This is a genomic window from Halopseudomonas pelagia CL-AP6 (genome assembly GCF_000410875.1).
GTDB classification, from domain to species: domain Bacteria; phylum Pseudomonadota; class Gammaproteobacteria; order Pseudomonadales; family Pseudomonadaceae; genus Halopseudomonas; species Halopseudomonas pelagia.
In genome coordinates this window covers 58,665-74,387 of sequence record NZ_AROI01000016.1, presented here as the reverse complement: position 1 = coordinate 74,387, position 15,723 = coordinate 58,665, and the positions used below count along the sequence as shown (strand labels likewise).

12 protein-coding genes and 2 tRNA genes are annotated in these 15,723 nt (G+C 56.2%); all 14 read left to right on the top strand.

The window, feature by feature from the left end; all coding sequences use genetic code 11:
• The first annotated feature begins 12 nt into the window (after positions 1 to 12).
• The 14 genes from K787_RS0113195 (at position 13) to K787_RS0113130 (ending at position 15,662) form a co-directional block, all read left to right on the top strand.
• Positions 13 to 1,197 (top strand): thiolase family protein, encoded by a 1,185-nt coding sequence (locus K787_RS0113195; protein ID WP_022963274.1) that lies wholly within the window; start codon positions 13 to 15, stop codon positions 1,195 to 1,197.
• 211 nt (positions 1,198 to 1,408) lie between these two features.
• The gene (locus tag K787_RS0113190; RefSeq protein ID WP_028614914.1) at positions 1,409 to 2,404 is read left to right on the top strand and encodes a GlxA family transcriptional regulator; all 996 of its coding nucleotides are present in this window, start codon (positions 1,409 to 1,411) and stop codon (positions 2,402 to 2,404) included.
• 82 nt (positions 2,405 to 2,486) lie between these two features.
• Positions 2,487 to 3,701, top strand: a complete 1,215-nt coding sequence (locus K787_RS0113185) for an aspartate aminotransferase family protein (protein ID WP_022963272.1) — start codon at positions 2,487 to 2,489, stop codon at positions 3,699 to 3,701.
• 19 nt (positions 3,702 to 3,720) lie between these two features.
• Positions 3,721 to 4,740: an arginine N-succinyltransferase gene (locus K787_RS0113180; protein ID WP_022963271.1), complete on the top strand. Its 1,020-nt coding sequence runs from the start codon at positions 3,721 to 3,723 to the stop codon at positions 4,738 to 4,740.
• 1 nt (position 4,741) lies between these two features.
• On the top strand, positions 4,742 to 5,788 hold the full coding sequence (gene astA, locus K787_RS0113175) for an arginine N-succinyltransferase (RefSeq protein ID WP_022963270.1): 1,047 nt from the start codon (positions 4,742 to 4,744) through the stop codon (positions 5,786 to 5,788).
• Between the two features lie 139 nt (positions 5,789 to 5,927).
• Positions 5,928 to 8,549 carry an alanine--tRNA ligase gene (alaS, locus tag K787_RS0113170; RefSeq protein ID WP_022963269.1) on the top strand — a complete coding sequence of 874 codons (2,622 nt, stop codon included), beginning with the start codon at positions 5,928 to 5,930 and terminating at the stop codon, positions 8,547 to 8,549.
• 77 nt (positions 8,550 to 8,626) lie between these two features.
• Positions 8,627 to 9,868 (top strand): aspartate kinase, encoded by a 1,242-nt coding sequence (locus K787_RS0113165; protein WP_022963268.1) that lies wholly within the window; start codon positions 8,627 to 8,629, stop codon positions 9,866 to 9,868.
• Positions 9,869 to 10,096: 228 nt separating this feature from the next.
• Positions 10,097 to 10,282: a carbon storage regulator CsrA gene (csrA, locus tag K787_RS0113160; RefSeq protein WP_022963267.1), complete on the top strand. Its 186-nt coding sequence runs from the start codon at positions 10,097 to 10,099 to the stop codon at positions 10,280 to 10,282.
• Positions 10,283 to 10,342: 60 nt separating this feature from the next.
• Positions 10,343 to 10,433, top strand: a tRNA-Ser gene (locus K787_RS0113155).
• Positions 10,434 to 10,542: 109 nt separating this feature from the next.
• Positions 10,543 to 10,619, top strand: a tRNA-Arg gene (locus K787_RS0113150).
• Between the two features lie 190 nt (positions 10,620 to 10,809).
• The gene (gene mgtE, locus K787_RS0113145) at positions 10,810 to 12,246 is read left to right on the top strand and encodes a magnesium transporter (RefSeq protein WP_022963266.1); all 1,437 of its coding nucleotides are present in this window, start codon (positions 10,810 to 10,812) and stop codon (positions 12,244 to 12,246) included.
• 179 nt (positions 12,247 to 12,425) lie between these two features.
• Positions 12,426 to 12,677: an OadG family protein gene (locus K787_RS0113140; RefSeq protein ID WP_022963265.1), complete on the top strand. Its 252-nt coding sequence runs from the start codon at positions 12,426 to 12,428 to the stop codon at positions 12,675 to 12,677.
• A 45-nt stretch (positions 12,678 to 12,722) separates the two neighbouring features.
• Entirely contained in the window at positions 12,723 to 14,513 is a 1,791-nt protein-coding gene (gene oadA, locus K787_RS0113135; RefSeq protein WP_022963264.1) for a sodium-extruding oxaloacetate decarboxylase subunit alpha, read from the top strand.
• A 12-nt stretch (positions 14,514 to 14,525) separates the two neighbouring features.
• Positions 14,526 to 15,662, top strand: coding sequence for a sodium ion-translocating decarboxylase subunit beta (locus K787_RS0113130; protein WP_022963263.1), 1,137 nt, complete (start codon positions 14,526 to 14,528; stop codon positions 15,660 to 15,662).
• The last annotated feature ends 61 nt before the right edge of the window (positions 15,663 to 15,723 follow it).

Sequence of the window (15,723 nt, the reverse complement as noted above, 5' to 3'; positions counted from 1 at the left end):
CGAGGTATCACGATGCGCGAAGTAGTTATTGTAGACAGCGTCCGTACGGGTCTGGCCAAGTCTTTCCGCGGCAAATTCAATATCACCCGTCCCGATGATATGGCTGCGCATTGCGTTAATGCCTTGCTTGCACGTACCGGTATCGATCCGATGTTGGTGGATGACTGCATCGTCGGTGCAGGCTCGAATGAAGGTGCCCAAGGCTACAATATCGGTCGTAATGTCGCAGTGCTGTCCGGTCTGGGCATTCACGCTGCGGGGATGACACTGAATCGTTTTTGTTCCTCCGGCCTGCAGTCGATTGCCATCGCAGCTAACCAGATCGCGTCCGGTTGCTCGGAGGCGATTGTCGCCGGTGGCGTCGAGTCGATCACCATGACCGCCAAGAGCAGAAATACCGACAACCTTTACAACCCGATTCTGCAGGAACAGCTGCCCGGCATCTATTACCCCATGGGACAGACTGCCGAGGTAGTGGCTCGCCGTTACAACGTCACCCGTGAAATGCAGGACGCTTATTCGCTGCAGAGTCAGCAGCGCACCGCGCGCGCTCAGGCAGAAGGCCTGTTCAGTGACGAGATTGTGCCGATGACGGTGAAGTACCAGGTCCAGGACAAGCAAACCGGTGAAATCAGCATCGTCGACGGCGTAGTGGATGTGGACGAGTGCAACCGTCCTGACACCACCCTGGAAGCCCTTTCCAGCCTCAAGCCGGTATTTGCCGATGACGGTTCGGTGACTGCAGGTAATGCGTCGCAGCTGTCCGATGGTGCTTCCATGACCTTGGTCATGAGTCTGGAAAAAGCGCTGGAGTTGGGTCTAAAGCCCAAGGCTTATTTCCGCGGCTTTACCGTCGCCGGCTGCCAGCCCGACGAGATGGGCATAGGGCCGGTGTACTCCGTACCCAAGCTGCTCGCAGCACGCGGTTTAACTGTGGCGGATATCGACTTGTGGGAGCTGAATGAAGCCTTTGCTTCCCAGTGCCTGTACGCTCGCGATTATCTGGGTATCGACAACGACAAGTACAACGTCAATGGAGGTTCGATCTCCATTGGTCATCCATTTGGCATGACCGGCTCGCGCCAGGTCGGTCATCTGGTACGCGAACTGCAGCGCCGCAATCTGCGTTACGGCATCGTGACCATGTGCGTGGGTGGTGGTATGGGTGCAACTGGGCTGTTTGAAGCCTACCGTTAAGCATCCTTTAATGCTGATGTAGTAGTACTGATGAAAAAACGCATTGCTAAGGCAGTGCGTTTTTTTTGGCCGGTAGATCGTTAGCGCTTGGTTTAATGCTTTTGTAGTAGACACCGATGCCAGTCCTCATCGCTTGTGGCACAATGCATTTTTGCAAAATCGGGACTGAAGCGGATCATGTTTGGTTGGCATGGCGATTGCGGGTCAGTGCATGGCGGGTGAGCTGCGGCGAGTGGCCTTTCTGCTGTGGCCGGGTACTCATCCGGGTGCCGTCATGCCAGCGCTGTCTGTCTTGCGCTCCGCCAACAGGATGGCGGAAACCGAGCTATATCAGGCTGACTGCTTCACCTTGAACGAGCAACCGCTGAGCAGTCCGGAGGGTTGGCAATTGCCGGCCAGGCTGCTCCCACAACAGCTGCGCGGTTACGCGCGTTTGTGGCTGGTGGCCGATCCTGCGAACCTGCCGGACATCCTCAGCACCGGACTTACCCACCAATGTCGGACCCTGGCGCGTGAAGGCGTGGTGTTGGGGGGGCTGGAAGGTGGCATTTTTCCGTTAGCCATGACCGGATTGTTAGATGAGCACCGCTGCGCGGTGCATTGGCGGCTGATTGATGAATTTCGCGAACGCTTCCCCAGCGTTATTGCCGGCAATGAGTTATTTGAGAGTGATCGAGGCAAACTGACCAGTAGTGGTGGTCAGGCCACGCTGGACCTGTTTCTCAGCATACTGGCCGAGGAGCAGGATCAAGATCTGGCGGCGCTGGTCGCCGAGGATCTGATTGTCGAGCGGCTGCGCGATGGCAGCGAGAAACAGCGCGTACCTCTGCGCAATCGTCTGGGCAGTACGCATCCCAAGTTGACTCAGGCGGTGATATTGATGGAGTCGAATATTGAGGAGCCGCTGACTACGGACGAGATCGCCCGGCATGTTTGCGTTTCTCGGCGCCAGTTGGAGCGTATTTTCAAGCAATATCTCAATAGCGTACCGTCACAGTACTATCTGGAGTTGCGGCTGAATCGCGCGCGACAGATGTTGCTACAGACCAGCAAGTCGATTATCCAAATCGGTTTGTCTTGCGGGTTTTCCTCGGGGCCGCACTTTTCCAGTGCCTATCGAAACTGTTTCGGTATCACGCCCAGGGAAGACCGCAATCAGCGCCGCGCGCAGCAGGCGGTGGATACCGGTGCGAAAGTGGAAAGTTAAAAGACCTGAGTACTATTGATACAGGCACTAATACAGTAAGTAATACAGGCTGCTTCAAAGGGCCGCGACAGGAGAGCAGGTAATGTCAGAGTCAATGCAGGTAGGCCGGGCGGATTTCGACCGGGTCATGGTGCCCAATTATGCTCCCGTGGACATGATCCCGGTACGCGGTCTGGGTTCCCGCCTGTGGGATCAGCAGGGCCGTGAGTATATTGATCTGGCTGGCGGTATTGCCGTCAACGCGCTGGGCCATGCCCATCCGGGTTTGATTGCTGCCTTGACCGAGCAGGCGGGCAAGCTGTGGCACGTGTCCAATATAATGACCAATGAGCCGGCGCTGCGCCTGGCCAGCAAACTGATTGACGCGACTTTCGCCAACAAGGTGTTTTTCGCCAACTCAGGTGCAGAGGCCAACGAAGCCGCTTTCAAGCTGGCGCGGCGCTGGGCCCATGAGGTAGCCGGGCCGGATAAGAACGAAATCATTGCCTGCACCAACAGTTTTCATGGGCGTACGCTGTTTACCGTCAGTGTGGGTGGTCAGCCCAAATATTCCCAGGGCTTCGGCCCGGCGCTGGAAGGTATCAGTCATGTGCCATACAACGATCTGGCAGCGCTTGAGGCGCAGATGTCAGCGCGCACCTGTGCGGTGGTAGTCGAGCCGATTCAGGGCGAAGGGGGCGTTATTCCCGCCGCCATGGGTTACCTGCAAGCGGTCCGTGAGCTGTGTGATAAATACGATGCACTGCTGATTTTCGATGAGGTGCAGAGCGGGATGGGTCGTACCGGCAAGCTTTATGCCTATATGCATAGCGGCGTGCAGCCGGACATTCTGACCAGCGCCAAGAGTCTGGGCGGCGGCTTTCCGATTGCTGCCATGTTGACCACTAATAAGGTGGCCAGTCACTTCGGCGTGGGCACCCATGGCAGCACTTACGGGGGCAACCCGCTGGGTTGTGCGGTGGCCGAACGAGTGCTGGATATCGTCAATACGCCCGAAGTGCTCGAGGGAGTGGAACGCCGCCACCAGTTATTGGTCGATGGCCTGCTGGCCATTGCCGAGGTCTATCCGGTGTTTTCCCGCGTGCGCGGCAGTGGGCTGTTGCTCGGCGCGGTGCTCTCCGAAGCCTGGAAGGGTCAGGCGCGACAGATTCAGGAAGCCGCTCAGCAGGAAGGCTTGCTGGTATTGCAGGCTGGGCCTGATGTGGTCCGGCTGGCGCCCAGTCTGATTATTCCTGAGGAAGATATTCAGGACGCTCTTGGACGCCTGAGCAAAGCCCTGGCCAGGTTGGTTGGTTAGATTGTCGGAGAACACCTAGATGCTGGTTCAACGCCTGAGCAGAATGACTGATCTGCCTGAAATCGAACGCCTGGCTGCCGCCAGCCCGGTCGGCGTGACGGCGTTGCCAGCTGATACGGCGCGGTTAGCTAATATCATCGAAGTGTCGGAAGCGTCCATGGCCGAAGACGTCAGCTTCAGCGGCGAAGAACGCTATTTTTTCGTCATGGAAGATACTCAGACCGGCCAATTGGCAGGTTGCAGTAGTATCATCGCCTCTGCAGGCTTTACCGAGCCCTTCTATGCCTTTCGCAATGAAATGTTTGTACATGCCTCGCGAGAGCTGGGCCTGCACAACCGTATTCACGTACTTTCACTTTGCCACGACCTCACCGGGCACAGCTTGCTGGCCGGCTTCTATATGGAGCCTGCCTTCCAGCAAGCGGCCTGGATTGAGCTCAATGCGCGGGGTCGGCTTTTGTTTATGGCCAATCACCCGCAGCGCTTCGCCGAATCCACTTCGGTAGAAATAGTCGGCGTCAGCGATGAGGAGGGTAATGCGCCTTTCTGGGATGCGCTGGGTCGGCATTTCTTCGCGGTCAGTTACAGTGAGGCGGAACAGATCGGCAGCAGCCGTGGACGCAGCTTTCTTGCCGAGTTGATGCCAGGCTACCCGATTTATGTGCCAATGCTTTCCGATGCCGCGCAGGAAGTGATCGGCCAGGTGCATCCGTCCGCCCAGGCTATTTTTGATGTGCTGATGCGCGAAGGCTTCGAGACCGATAACTATGTGGATATATTTGACGGGGGGCCTGTAGTCCATGCCCGTACTGGAGAGCTGCACAGCGCCCGCGATAGCCAGTTGGTTGAGGTCGAAATAGGTTCTCCCGGTGCAGCGACGGGCAGTTGGCTGGTGGCAAATCAACGCATCGGTGGCTTCCGTGCCGCCTGCCTGGATCTGGCCTGGAGGCAGAATGAGACGCTGGTGTTGTCTCAACACGATGCTGATTTGCTGCAGGTCGGCAATGGCGATCGTCTGCGCCTGGTAAGGGGGGCTTAGCATGCTAGTGCGCAGCGCGCGACAGACAGACCTTCAGGTGCTCATGCAGATGGCCGCCAATGCCGGCTCTGGCCTGACGACCCTTCCAGCCAGTGAAGAGCGTTTGGCCAGACGTCTACAGACAGTGGAGCGCAGCTTTCTCGGTCAGGTCGAACAAGCCGATGCGGATTATCTGTTTGTACTCGAGGATCAGGGCGGCCAGATAATAGGCACCAGCGGCATGCTGGCAGCGGCGGGCATGCGCGAACCCTGGTACAGCTATCGCATGGGCCTGACGGTGACGGCCAGTCGCGAATTGGGTGTTTATCAGCAGCATCCAACGCTCTTTCTGGTCAATGACCTGACTGCGGCCACCGCATTATGCTCGCTGTATCTGCCGGCCGAACATCGGCAGAGCGAAAAAGGCAGGCTTATTTCCAAGGCGCGCTTTCTGTTTATGGCCGAGTATGCAGCGCATTTTTCTGAACAGGTGATCGTTGAAATGCGCGGCTTGTCGGATGCAGTGGGCCGGTCGGCTTTCTGGGACAGCCTGGGTCAGCATTTCTTTAAAATGGATTTCGCCCAGGCAGACTATCTGACCGGTATCGGCAACAAGGCGTTTATTGCCGAGATGATGCCGCGCTTTCCGCTGTACGCCTGTTTTCTCAGTCAGGCCGCGCGCGATGCGATTGGTAAAGTGCATCCAGACTCCGAGCCGGGTCTGGCCATGCTTAAAGAAGAGGGTATGACCTATCAAGGTTATATCGATATCTTCGACGGCGGCGCTACTCTGGAGGCACCCTTGGCACAGATTCGCGCGGTGCGCGACAGTCAGTTGCTATTGCTGTCGATTGGTACCCCGGGCGATGAGGCGACATCTTACTTGGTGCACAATCGTAGCCGCCCTGACTGCCGGATCATCAGTACCCCGGCACGGGTCGCTGCCGGCACCCTGGTCGTTGCACCAGAGGCGGCAGAGCGTTTGCGACTCCGTGCCGGCACCCTGGTACGTGCGGTATCGCTGGTCGGGCGTGAGTCAGCTCATCTGCCCGACCCTTACGGCGTCTGAGTTGGCGCTCTGACTATGGCGGCAATAGAGAGATTAAGCCGTGCGCATGATGCATGTGCGGCGCTGATGCCTATATAATGCGTCCCTGATTCCGCCTGCGCCATCTAGCGCAAGCACACCCGATTCTGGTAAGGGACCTATGAAAAGCGCAGAGATCCGTGAAGCCTTCCTCCACTTTTTCGAGCAGAAAGGGCACACCCGTGTCGCCTCCAGTTCGTTGATTCCGGAGAACGACCCGACCCTGCTGTTTACTAATGCAGGTATGAACCAGTTCAAGGACTGCTTTCTGGGCCTGGAAAAGCGCACCTATACCCGCGCCACCAGCAGCCAAAAATGCGTGCGCGCCGGCGGCAAGCACAATGACCTGGAAAACGTTGGTTACACCGCGCGTCACCATACCTTCTTCGAAATGCTGGGCAATTTCAGCTTCGGCGATTATTTCAAGCGTGATGCGATCCTGTATGCCTGGGAGTTCCTGACCTCAGAACAGTGGTTAAACCTGCCCAAGGACAAGCTCTGGGTCACCGTCTACGCTTCTGACGATGAAGCCTACGACATCTGGACCCAGGAAGTCGGTGTGCCTGAAGCGCATATGGTGCGTATTGGTGACAATAAAGGCGCGCCCTATGCCTCGGACAATTTCTGGGCGATGGGTGACACTGGGCCTTGCGGGCCTTGCACCGAAATCTTCTATGATCACGGCGCCGATATCTGGGGTGGCCCGCCGGGCAGTCCGGAGGAAGACGGTGACCGTTATATTGAGATCTGGAATAACGTGTTCATGCAGTTCAACCGCACCGCCGACGGGGTTATGCATCCGCTGCCCGCGCCCAGCGTGGATACCGGCATGGGTCTGGAACGCATCAGCGCAGTCATGCAGCATGTGCATGCCAACTACGAAATTGACCTGTTTCAGAGCCTGCTGGCCGCTTCTGCCAAAGCCATTGGCTGCGAGCAGGACGCCGCCGCCTCGCTAAAGGTGGTGGCTGACCATATCCGCTCCTGCAGCTTTTTGATTGCTGATGGTGTGCTGCCGTCTAACGAGGGGCGTGGCTATGTGCTGCGCCGGATCATCCGCCGCGCTTGCCGTCACGGCAACAAGCTGGGTGCCCAGGGGGTGTTCTTCTACAAGATCGTTGCCGCACTGGTCGCCGAGATGGGCGAAGCCTTCCCTGAGCTGAAAACCCAGCAGGCGCATATCGAGCGTGTGCTCAAGGGTGAAGAAGAACAATTTGCCAAGACCCTGGAGCAGGGTCTGAAGATTCTGGAGCAGGATCTGGCGGGCCTGAAAGGTACGGAGATACCCGGAGAAGTGGTGTTCAAGCTGTACGACACTTATGGCTTCCCGATGGACCTGACCGCAGACATCGCCCGCGAGCGCGAGTTGAGTATCGATGAAGGCGGTTTTGAGCGGGCGATGGATGCTCAGCGTGAGCGCGCCCGGTCCGCCAGCCAATTCGGGATCGACTATAACGGCCTATTGAAAATCGATGTGCAGACCCGTTTTCAGGGCTATGAAGGCACATCCGGCTCGGGCACGATTGTCGCGCTGCTGCGCGATGGCCAAGAGGTGGACAAGCTCAACGATGGTGAGACTGGCGTGGTGGTGTTGGATCAGACGCCGTTCTATGCCGAGTCGGGTGGGCAGGTTGGCGATAACGGCTATCTGGAAAGTGCCGGTGTGCGCTTTGATGTACGCGATACCACCAAGGCCGGTGGGGCGCATTTGCATCAGGGTGTAGTAGTGCGGGGTAGTCTGAGTAAAGGCGCCAGTATCAAGGCGGTGGTCGATGCCGTTGTGCGTCAGGCCACCAAACTCAATCATTCCGCGACGCACCTGCTACATGCGGCGCTGCGCCAAGTGCTCGGTGAGCATGTCAGCCAGAAAGGTTCGCTGGTGGACAGCCAGCGTTTGCGCTTTGATTTCAGCCATTTTGAAGCGATCAAGCCCGAGCAATTGCGTCAACTGGAAGAGCTGGTGAATGAGCAGGTTCGCCTCAACACGCCAGTGGCTATAGAAGTGACTGATATCGAGACCGCCAAGCGTAAGGGCGCCATGGCGCTCTTTGGTGAAAAATACGGCGATGAAGTTCGCGTATTGACCATGGGTGATGGCTTCTCGGTGGAACTGTGCGGCGGCACCCACGTCTCCCGCACGGGTGATATTGGTCTTTTCAAGATCACTAGCGAGGGTGGCATTGCCTCCGGCGTGCGTCGTATTGAGGCGGTAACCGGGCAGGGTGCTATCGAGTACATGTTGGCCGCGGAGGATCAGTTGCGCCAGGCAGCTCAGCTGGTCAAGGGTAGCCGCGAAACCTTGCTTGACAAGCTGACGGCAATACTGGAGCGCAATCGCCAGTTGGAAAAGGATCTGGAGCAGGCCAAGGCCAAGGCAGCCAGCGCCGCTGGCTCCGACCTGGCCTCTGAAGTTCAGCAGGCAGGCGATTTGCCGGTGCTGATTAAACGTCTGGATGGCCAGGACGGAAAATCGCTGCTGGCGCTGATGGATCAGTTAAAAAATAAACTGGGTTCGGCAGTGGTGCTGTTGGGTGGGGAGCTGGATGGCAAGGTCGTGCTGGTCGCCGGAGTGACCAAAGACCTGACCAGCCGCGTGAAGGCCGGCGACCTGATTCGCAATACGGCAGCGGCCGTAGGTGGAAAAGGCGGTGGTAGACCCGATATGGCACAAGGCGGCGGCACCGATCCGGCGGCTTTGGATGTCGCGCTGGCGGATGCGCTGAGTTGGTTGCAACAGCAGTAACACAGGCAGGCATCCCTAAGGATGACTGAAGGAACAGTCGGTTAAACCGATTTCTCAACGGGGGTTAGTGCAACAAGATGGCACTTATTGTCCAGAAGTTTGGTGGTACCTCGGTCGGCAGTGTGGAACGCATCTGCCAGGTCGCGGAAAAGATCAAGGGCTTCCGAGCGTGTGGTACTGACCTGGTCGTGGTGGTCTCGGCGATGAGCGGCGAGACCAATCGCCTGATCGAGCTGGCCAAGCAGGTGCAGGGCGAGCCGGATGCACGTGAAATGGACGTGATTCTGTCTACCGGCGAGCAGGTGACCATTGGCCTGTTGGCGATGGCGCTCAAGGCCATCGACGTGCCAGCGGTGTCCTATACCGGCTCGCAGGTTCGGATTGTCACCGACAGCGCACATAACAAGGCGCGTATCCAGCATATCGATGATGCTAACATTCGCGCCGAACTAACGGCCGGCAAGGTGGTTATCGTGGCTGGCTTTCAGGGGGTGGATGAGCAGGGCAATATCACTACCCTGGGGCGTGGTGGCTCCGACACCACTGGTGTCGCTCTGGCTGCGGCGCTGAAGGCTGATGAGTGCCAGATTTATACGGATGTGGATGGCGTCTATACCACCGACCCGCGGGTGGTTGAGAGCGCGCGGCGGCTGGACAAGATCACTTTCGAGGAAATGCTCGAAATGGCCAGCCTGGGCAGCAAGGTGTTGCAGATACGAGCAGTTGAATTCGCTGGCAAATATAACGTGCCGTTGCGGGTTCTGCACAGTTTCAAGGAAGGTCCCGGGACCCTGATTACCCTCGAGGAAGGTGCTTCAATGGAACAACCCGTTATTTCCGGCATTGCCTTCAACCGTGATGAAGCCAAACTGACTATCCGTGGTGTTCCGGACACCCCCGGCGTGGCTTTCAAAATACTTGGCCCGATCAGCGCGGGTAATATCGAAGTGGACATGATCGTGCAGAACGTGTCTCGCGATAACACCACGGACTTCACTTTTACCGTGCATCGCAATGACTTTCGCAAGGCCGAAGATATTTTGCGCCAGGTGGCGGAGAATATTGGCGCACGCGAAGTCGCTGGTGACAGCAAGATCGCCAAGGTCTCGATTGTTGGCGTGGGCATGCGTTCGCATGCAGGCGTGGCGAGTAAGATGTTCGAGGCGCTTTCTGACGACGGCATCAATATCCAGATGATTTCCACGTCCGAAATAAAGATTTCCGTGGTGATTGATGAAAAATATCTTGAGTTGGCCGTTCGTGGGTTGCACACCGCTTTTGGGTTGGACGGTGACTCCGCTACCGAAGATCACTTGTAAGGGTTATGGGCTGGGTGGATTGTTAGCGCAGCTTTTGGGCACGGTTTCTGGCTGTCGTGCCCTTCTGTGCAGCGCTCTGCGATGTGTTTGATACAGCGTGCAACAGGTTTTCAGCGAACGAGTTGTTCGTTCCTGTTGTCAATGTGTAAGCGCAGCGAGGTGCTGACAGACAACAAGCCGGCTTTTTTGCAGACTGCTGTGTCCTGATCATGAGCAAGGAGAAATGGAATGCTTATTTTGACTCGACGGGTTGGTGAGACCCTGATGGTGGGTGACGAAGTCACCGTAACCGTACTAGGCGTGAAAGGTAATCAGGTACGAATTGGGGTTAATGCCCCCAAAGAAGTGGCTGTTCACCGTGAAGAAATTTACCAGCGCATCCAGAAGGAAAAGGATGAAGAACCAAATAGTTAATTTTGTTAAGTTTTTCATTGCATTAAGCAATGCGCGCAGGTACTATTTTGCGCGTGTTACGGAGAGGTGGCCGAGTGGCTGAAGGCGCTCCCCTGCTAAGGGAGTATATCTCAAAAGGGTATCGCGGGTTCGAATCCCGCCCTCTCCGCCATTTTTGTGTTATAGGGTTTGTGGGAGGTTTGGTTAAGCGTTAGTTTCTGAATCAAAAGGAAAAAAGCGTTTGACAGCTAAGTTTCAATCCCTATAATACGCCCCACGATGCACTCGTAGCTCAGCTGGATAGAGTACTCGGCTACGAACCGAGCGGTCGGAGGTTCGAATCCTCCCGAGTGCACCACTTAAGAAACCCATTGATTATTCAGTGGGTTTTTTTTTGCGCGCAATTCCAGTTGCGCCGGTGCTGCTGGAAGACCAAGCTGCTAGGCTGAATTGAAAGCGCAACGTCCTCATGCGTCGATATTCGGCCGTTTTGTCCAGGCTGAACGTCAGTTCGGCTCCGCTACAGGCTTTTTCATGGACCGTCAGTCATGCCACTACCCAACAGAAAATCCCCCGAAAGCCTCCAGGATCGCCTGGATCAAGTGCTGTCTTTGCTACACCAGCATCCTCTTGTCGAGGTGCTGGTTCCGGCGGGTAGCGGCGCGCGTGAGTCTGTTGAAGGGCTAGCCGTTAAGCAGAGTCTGCTTGAGCTGCAGCGCAAGCTGGAGGAGCTGCATCCCGCCGACGTTGCCTTCATTCTCGAATCATTGCCGTTGGAGGAGCGGCTGGCGGTCTGGCAACTGATCCGGGCCGAGCAAGATGGCGACATCCTGCTGGAAGTTTCCGATGCGGTCCGCGAAACCTTGATCGCGGATATGAATAATCAGGAGATTATGGCTGCGGCCACCAGTCTGGATGCCGATGAGCTGGCTGACCTGGCGCCAGATCTGCCGCGTGACGTGGTCCGTGAGTTAATGGATACGCTCGATGCGCAGCAGCGCGAGCGCCTAAAGTCAGCCTTGTCCTACGATGAAGATCAGGTAGGCGCGTTGATGGATTTCGATATGGTGACCATCCGCGATGATGTCACCTTAGAAGTCGTAAGCCGTTACCTGCGTCGCTTTGAAATGTTGCCGGATCACACTGACAAGCTTTTCGTTGTGGACTATGACGGTCTTTTGAAAGGCGTGCTGCCGGTCAAGAAGCTATTGGTCAGTTCGCCTGACGAACTTGTGGCGGATGTGATGTCGACAGCGCCGGTAATATTTGCGCCCGAGGATGACGCGCAGGATGCCGTGCAGGCCTTTGAGCGCTATGACTTGGTATCAGCGCCGGTAGTGGATAAGCGTGGCCAATTGAAGGGGCGTTTAACCATCGATGAAATGCTGGACTATATCCGTGAGGAAAATGAGGCAGAAGTGCTTAGCGCCGCAGGTCTACGCGAAGAGGAGGACATTTTCGCCTCGGTTTGGAAGTCGGTGCGTAACCGCTGGGCCTGGCTGGCGATCAACTTGTGCACGGCGCTGCTGGCCTCAAGGGTGATTGGTCTGTTTGAAAACTCGATAGAGCAACTGGTCGCCCTTGCTGCACTGATGCCTATCGTCGCAGGTATTGGCGGTAACTCGGGTAACCAGACCATTACCATGATCGTGCGTGGCGTTGCCACGGGTCAGGTGCAGGTAGCCCATGCGCGCAGGCTGATTCGCAAAGAAGCCAGCGTAGCGCTTATCAATGGTGGGTTTTGGGGGGTAGTGTTGGCAGGGACCGCCTATCTGCTTTATGGCAATGTTCCGTTATCCATCGTACTGATGGCTGCGATGGTGCTGAATATGTTGCTTGCGGCATTGATGGGGGTGGTCATTCCCCTGGCGCGAATGCGTCTAGGGCGCGACCCTGCGCTGGGTTCGAGTGTATTGATCACGGCGATCACCGATAGCGGTGGGTTCTTTATTTTTCTCGGGTTGGCGACCTTGTTTCTGCTATAAAAGAATGTCGCCTGGTTTGCCAAAAATGTCACATCAGGATACATTAGCCCGGTTTTGCGACCCTTCGGGATGGGTTTTGTGGAGAATGGCGATCACCTGATCTATGTCTCCGGAGAATAAGTCCCGTTGATTCTGCCAAGGCGCGTCAATTGATGCGCTGTATCATTGCTGGAGAGACAATGAATTCGTCCGAGTTGATCATGGAAGGTGCGGAACTGATGCTGCTGGGCATGGGCTCAGTGTTTGTATTCCTCATTCTTCTGGTCGTTGTGACCACTGTCATGTCCCGGGTGCTGACGCGCTTCTTCCCGGAGGCCATTCCGGTGCCCAGGGCACCCGCGAAGCGCCCCAAGGCATCGTCTGCAGGCATCGACCCAGAATTGATCGCGGTTATAGGTGCGGCTATCAAGCAGCATCGCAGCCGCTCCTGACACCCATTTGCGCATTTTTATCTTAAAACTAGAAAGGCCATAACAATGACCGATACCAAGCAGCAGCCCTTGGGCATTACCGATGTCATTCTGCGCGACGCTCACCAATCCATTCTGGCGACCCGCATGCGTCTTGATGACATGCTGCCGATCGCCGGCAAACTTGATCAGGTGGGTTTCTGGTCAGTGGAGTCCTGGGGCGGAGCCACTTTTGATTCTTGTATTCGCTATCTCGGTGAGGATCCCTGGGAGCGTATCCGCGAACTGAAAAAGGCCATGCCGAACACGCGCCAGCAGATGCTGCTGCGCGGGCAAAATCTGCTCGGTTATCGTCATTATGCTGACGATGTTGTGGAAAAATTCGTTGAACGGGCTGCAGTGAACGGCGTTGACGTTTTTCGTGTTTTCGATGCCATGAACGACCCGCGCAACCTGCAAACCGCACTCAAGGCCGTCAGGGCCCAGGGTAAGCACGCGCAGGGCACCATTTCCTATACTACCAGCCCGGTGCATACTATCGAGATGTGGGTCGATCTGGCCAAGCAGATCGAGGATATGGGTGCCGACTCTATCGCGATCAAGGATATGGCCGGTATTCTCAACCCCTATATAGCTTTCGATCTGGTTTCGCGGTTGAAGAAAACCCTGAACATTCCTGTGCACATGCAGTGCCATGCTACTGCCGGTCTTTCTACCGCTGCTATTCTCAAGGCGGCCGAGGCAGGCATCGATAATGTCGATACCGCGATTTCTTCGCTATCCATGACCTACGGCCATTCGCCAACTGAATCGGTAGTGGCGATATTCCAGAACACTCCGCGGGATACCGGTCTGGATTTGTTGCTGCTGGAAGAAGTGGCAGCTTACTTCCGTGAAGTACGGAAGAAATACGCCAAGTTTGAAGGCAATCTCAAGGGTGTTGATTCGCGTATTCTGGTCGCCCAAGTACCTGGTGGCATGCTGACCAATATGGAAGGGCAGTTGAAAGAGCAGGGTGCTGGCGACAAATTCGACGAAGTATTGGCAGAGATACCCCGCGTCCGTGAAGACCTCGGCTTTATTCCGCTGGTGACGCCGACGTCGCAGATCGTCGGTACTCAGGCAGTCATCAACGTACTGACCGGCGAGCGTTACAAGTCCATTACCAAAGAAACCGCTGGCATCCTTAAGGGCGAATATGGCTCAGCGCCGGCTCCCTTTAACAAGGAGCTGCAGGAGCGGGTTCTTGCTGGTGCCCAAGCGATCACCTGCCGTCCGGCCGATCTGCTTGAGCCGGAAATGGACAAGCTGACGGCTGAACTCCAGGGCTTGGCCAAGGAAAAAGGCATCAAGCTAGCTGCGGATGAGATCGACGATGTGCTGACTTACGCATTGTTCCCGCAGATTGGTCTCAAGTTTCTTGAAAATCGCGGCAATCCTGATGCCTTCGAGCCAGTGCCGACCGGCAACGAAGTGGCTGCTGCTGCCAAGTCTGGCGAGCCCGATGTCTACACGGTGACCGTCAATGGCAAGGAGTTTGTGGTTCAGGTGGCTGACGGTGGCGATATCACCGGTATCAAGCCGCTGGGCGAGGGTGCTGCGGCACCAACCGCGCCAGCTGTTGCCTCTGGAGCGGCCGGTGACGGCGAGCCTCAGAAGGCGCCCTTGGCCGGTAATATCTTCAAGGTGCTGGTGTCTCCCGGTGATGTGGTGGAAGAGGGCGATGTGGTAATCATCCTAGAGGCGATGAAAATGGAAACCGAGGTTCAGGCCTTCAAGGCTGGTACCGTAGGTTCTGTCGATATCAAAGTGGGCGACGCGGTTAGCGTTGGCGACACCTTGCTGACCATAGGTTGAGGATGAATCTGGATGGATAATATTCTTCAGTTATGGCAGTCCACTGGGCTTTATCAGGTGGAACTGGGCCAGGTCATCATGATCTTGGTCTGCTTGGGCATGATTTTTCTGGCTATTCGCAAGGGCTTTGAGCCGTTACTGCTTATTCCAATCGGGTTTGGCGGTATTCTCGCTAATCTGCCCGTGGCGGGGATGGCGGATCCGGGTGGTCTGCTTTATTTGATCTATCAGGCCGGTCTACCGACTACGTTGTTTCCACTGCTGATCTTTATGGGTGTCGGGGCCATGACCGATTTTGGTCCCATGCTGGCCAATCCCAGAACCCTGTTGCTGGGTGCAGCCGCTCAATTTGGCATTTTTGGAACCTTAATGGGCGCTCTGGCACTGACTGCCTGGGGTATCCCAGGTTTTGAGTTTACGCTGAAAGAGGCTGCGTCAATCGCCATTATTGGTGGGGCGGATGGACCAACTTCGATTTTCGTTACCTCACAGCTAGCACCGCACCTCCTGGGTCCGATTGCTGTTGCAGCCTATGCCTACATGGCATTGGTGCCGATGATTCAGCCACCGATCATGCGTGCCCTGACCACCGAAAAAGAACGTGCAATCACCATGACTCAGCTGCGGGTTGTCAGCAAGACCGAGAAGATTATCTTCCCGCTTGTTCTGCTGTTGCTGGTTGCGGTACTGCTACCTTCAGCCGCACCGCTTGTGGGCATGTTGTGCTTTGGTAACCTGATGCGCGAATGTGGCGTGGTTGAACGCTTGGCTGAGACCTCGCGGAATGCGTTGATCAATATCGTAACTCTTGGCCTGGGTTTGGCGGTGGGATCGAAACTGTCTGCGGAGTCCTTTTTGCAATTGACTACGCTGGGCATCCTGGTGCTGGGTATGGTGGCGTTTTGCGTAGGCACTGCCTCAGGTGTGTTGATGGCCAAGTTGATGAACATCGTCAGCAAGCAGCCAATCAATCCGCTGATTGGTTCTGCTGGCGTGTCGGCCGTGCCAATGGCAGCAAGGGTCTCAAATAAGGTAGGTCTGGAGGCGAATCCGCAGAACTTCCTGTTGATGCATGCGATGGGGCCGAACGTCGCGGGTGTGATCGGCTCTGCTGTAGCGGCTGGTATATTGCTGGCCTTTGTCGGCTGATAGTCTGCTGGTAGAAAGCAAAAAACCGCTCAATGAGCGGTTTTTTTTGTGTTCCTTGATG

Excerpts from the sequence above, each read along its gene's own strand:
- K787_RS0113130 (WP_022963263.1), top strand. The coding sequence starts at position 14,526 with ATGGATAATATTCTTCAGTTATGGCAGTCCACTGGGCTTTATCAGGTG.
- K787_RS0113140 (WP_022963265.1), top strand. The coding sequence starts at position 12,426 with ATGAATTCGTCCGAGTTGATCATGGAAGGTGCGGAACTGATGCTGCTG.
- alaS (WP_022963269.1), top strand. The coding sequence starts at position 5,928 with ATGAAAAGCGCAGAGATCCGTGAAGCCTTCCTCCACTTTTTCGAGCAG.
- K787_RS0113190 (WP_028614914.1), top strand. The coding sequence starts at position 1,409 with ATGGCGGGTGAGCTGCGGCGAGTGGCCTTTCTGCTGTGGCCGGGTACT.
- astA (WP_022963270.1), top strand. The coding sequence starts at position 4,742 with ATGCTAGTGCGCAGCGCGCGACAGACAGACCTTCAGGTGCTCATGCAG.
- K787_RS0113185 (WP_022963272.1), top strand. The coding sequence starts at position 2,487 with ATGTCAGAGTCAATGCAGGTAGGCCGGGCGGATTTCGACCGGGTCATG.
- K787_RS0113195 (WP_022963274.1), top strand. The coding sequence starts at position 13 with ATGCGCGAAGTAGTTATTGTAGACAGCGTCCGTACGGGTCTGGCCAAG.
- mgtE (WP_022963266.1), top strand. The coding sequence starts at position 10,810 with ATGCCACTACCCAACAGAAAATCCCCCGAAAGCCTCCAGGATCGCCTG.
- K787_RS0113180 (WP_022963271.1), top strand. The coding sequence starts at position 3,721 with ATGCTGGTTCAACGCCTGAGCAGAATGACTGATCTGCCTGAAATCGAA.
- oadA (WP_022963264.1), top strand. The coding sequence starts at position 12,723 with ATGACCGATACCAAGCAGCAGCCCTTGGGCATTACCGATGTCATTCTG.
- csrA (WP_022963267.1), top strand. The coding sequence starts at position 10,097 with ATGCTTATTTTGACTCGACGGGTTGGTGAGACCCTGATGGTGGGTGAC.
- K787_RS0113165 (WP_022963268.1), top strand. The coding sequence starts at position 8,627 with ATGGCACTTATTGTCCAGAAGTTTGGTGGTACCTCGGTCGGCAGTGTG.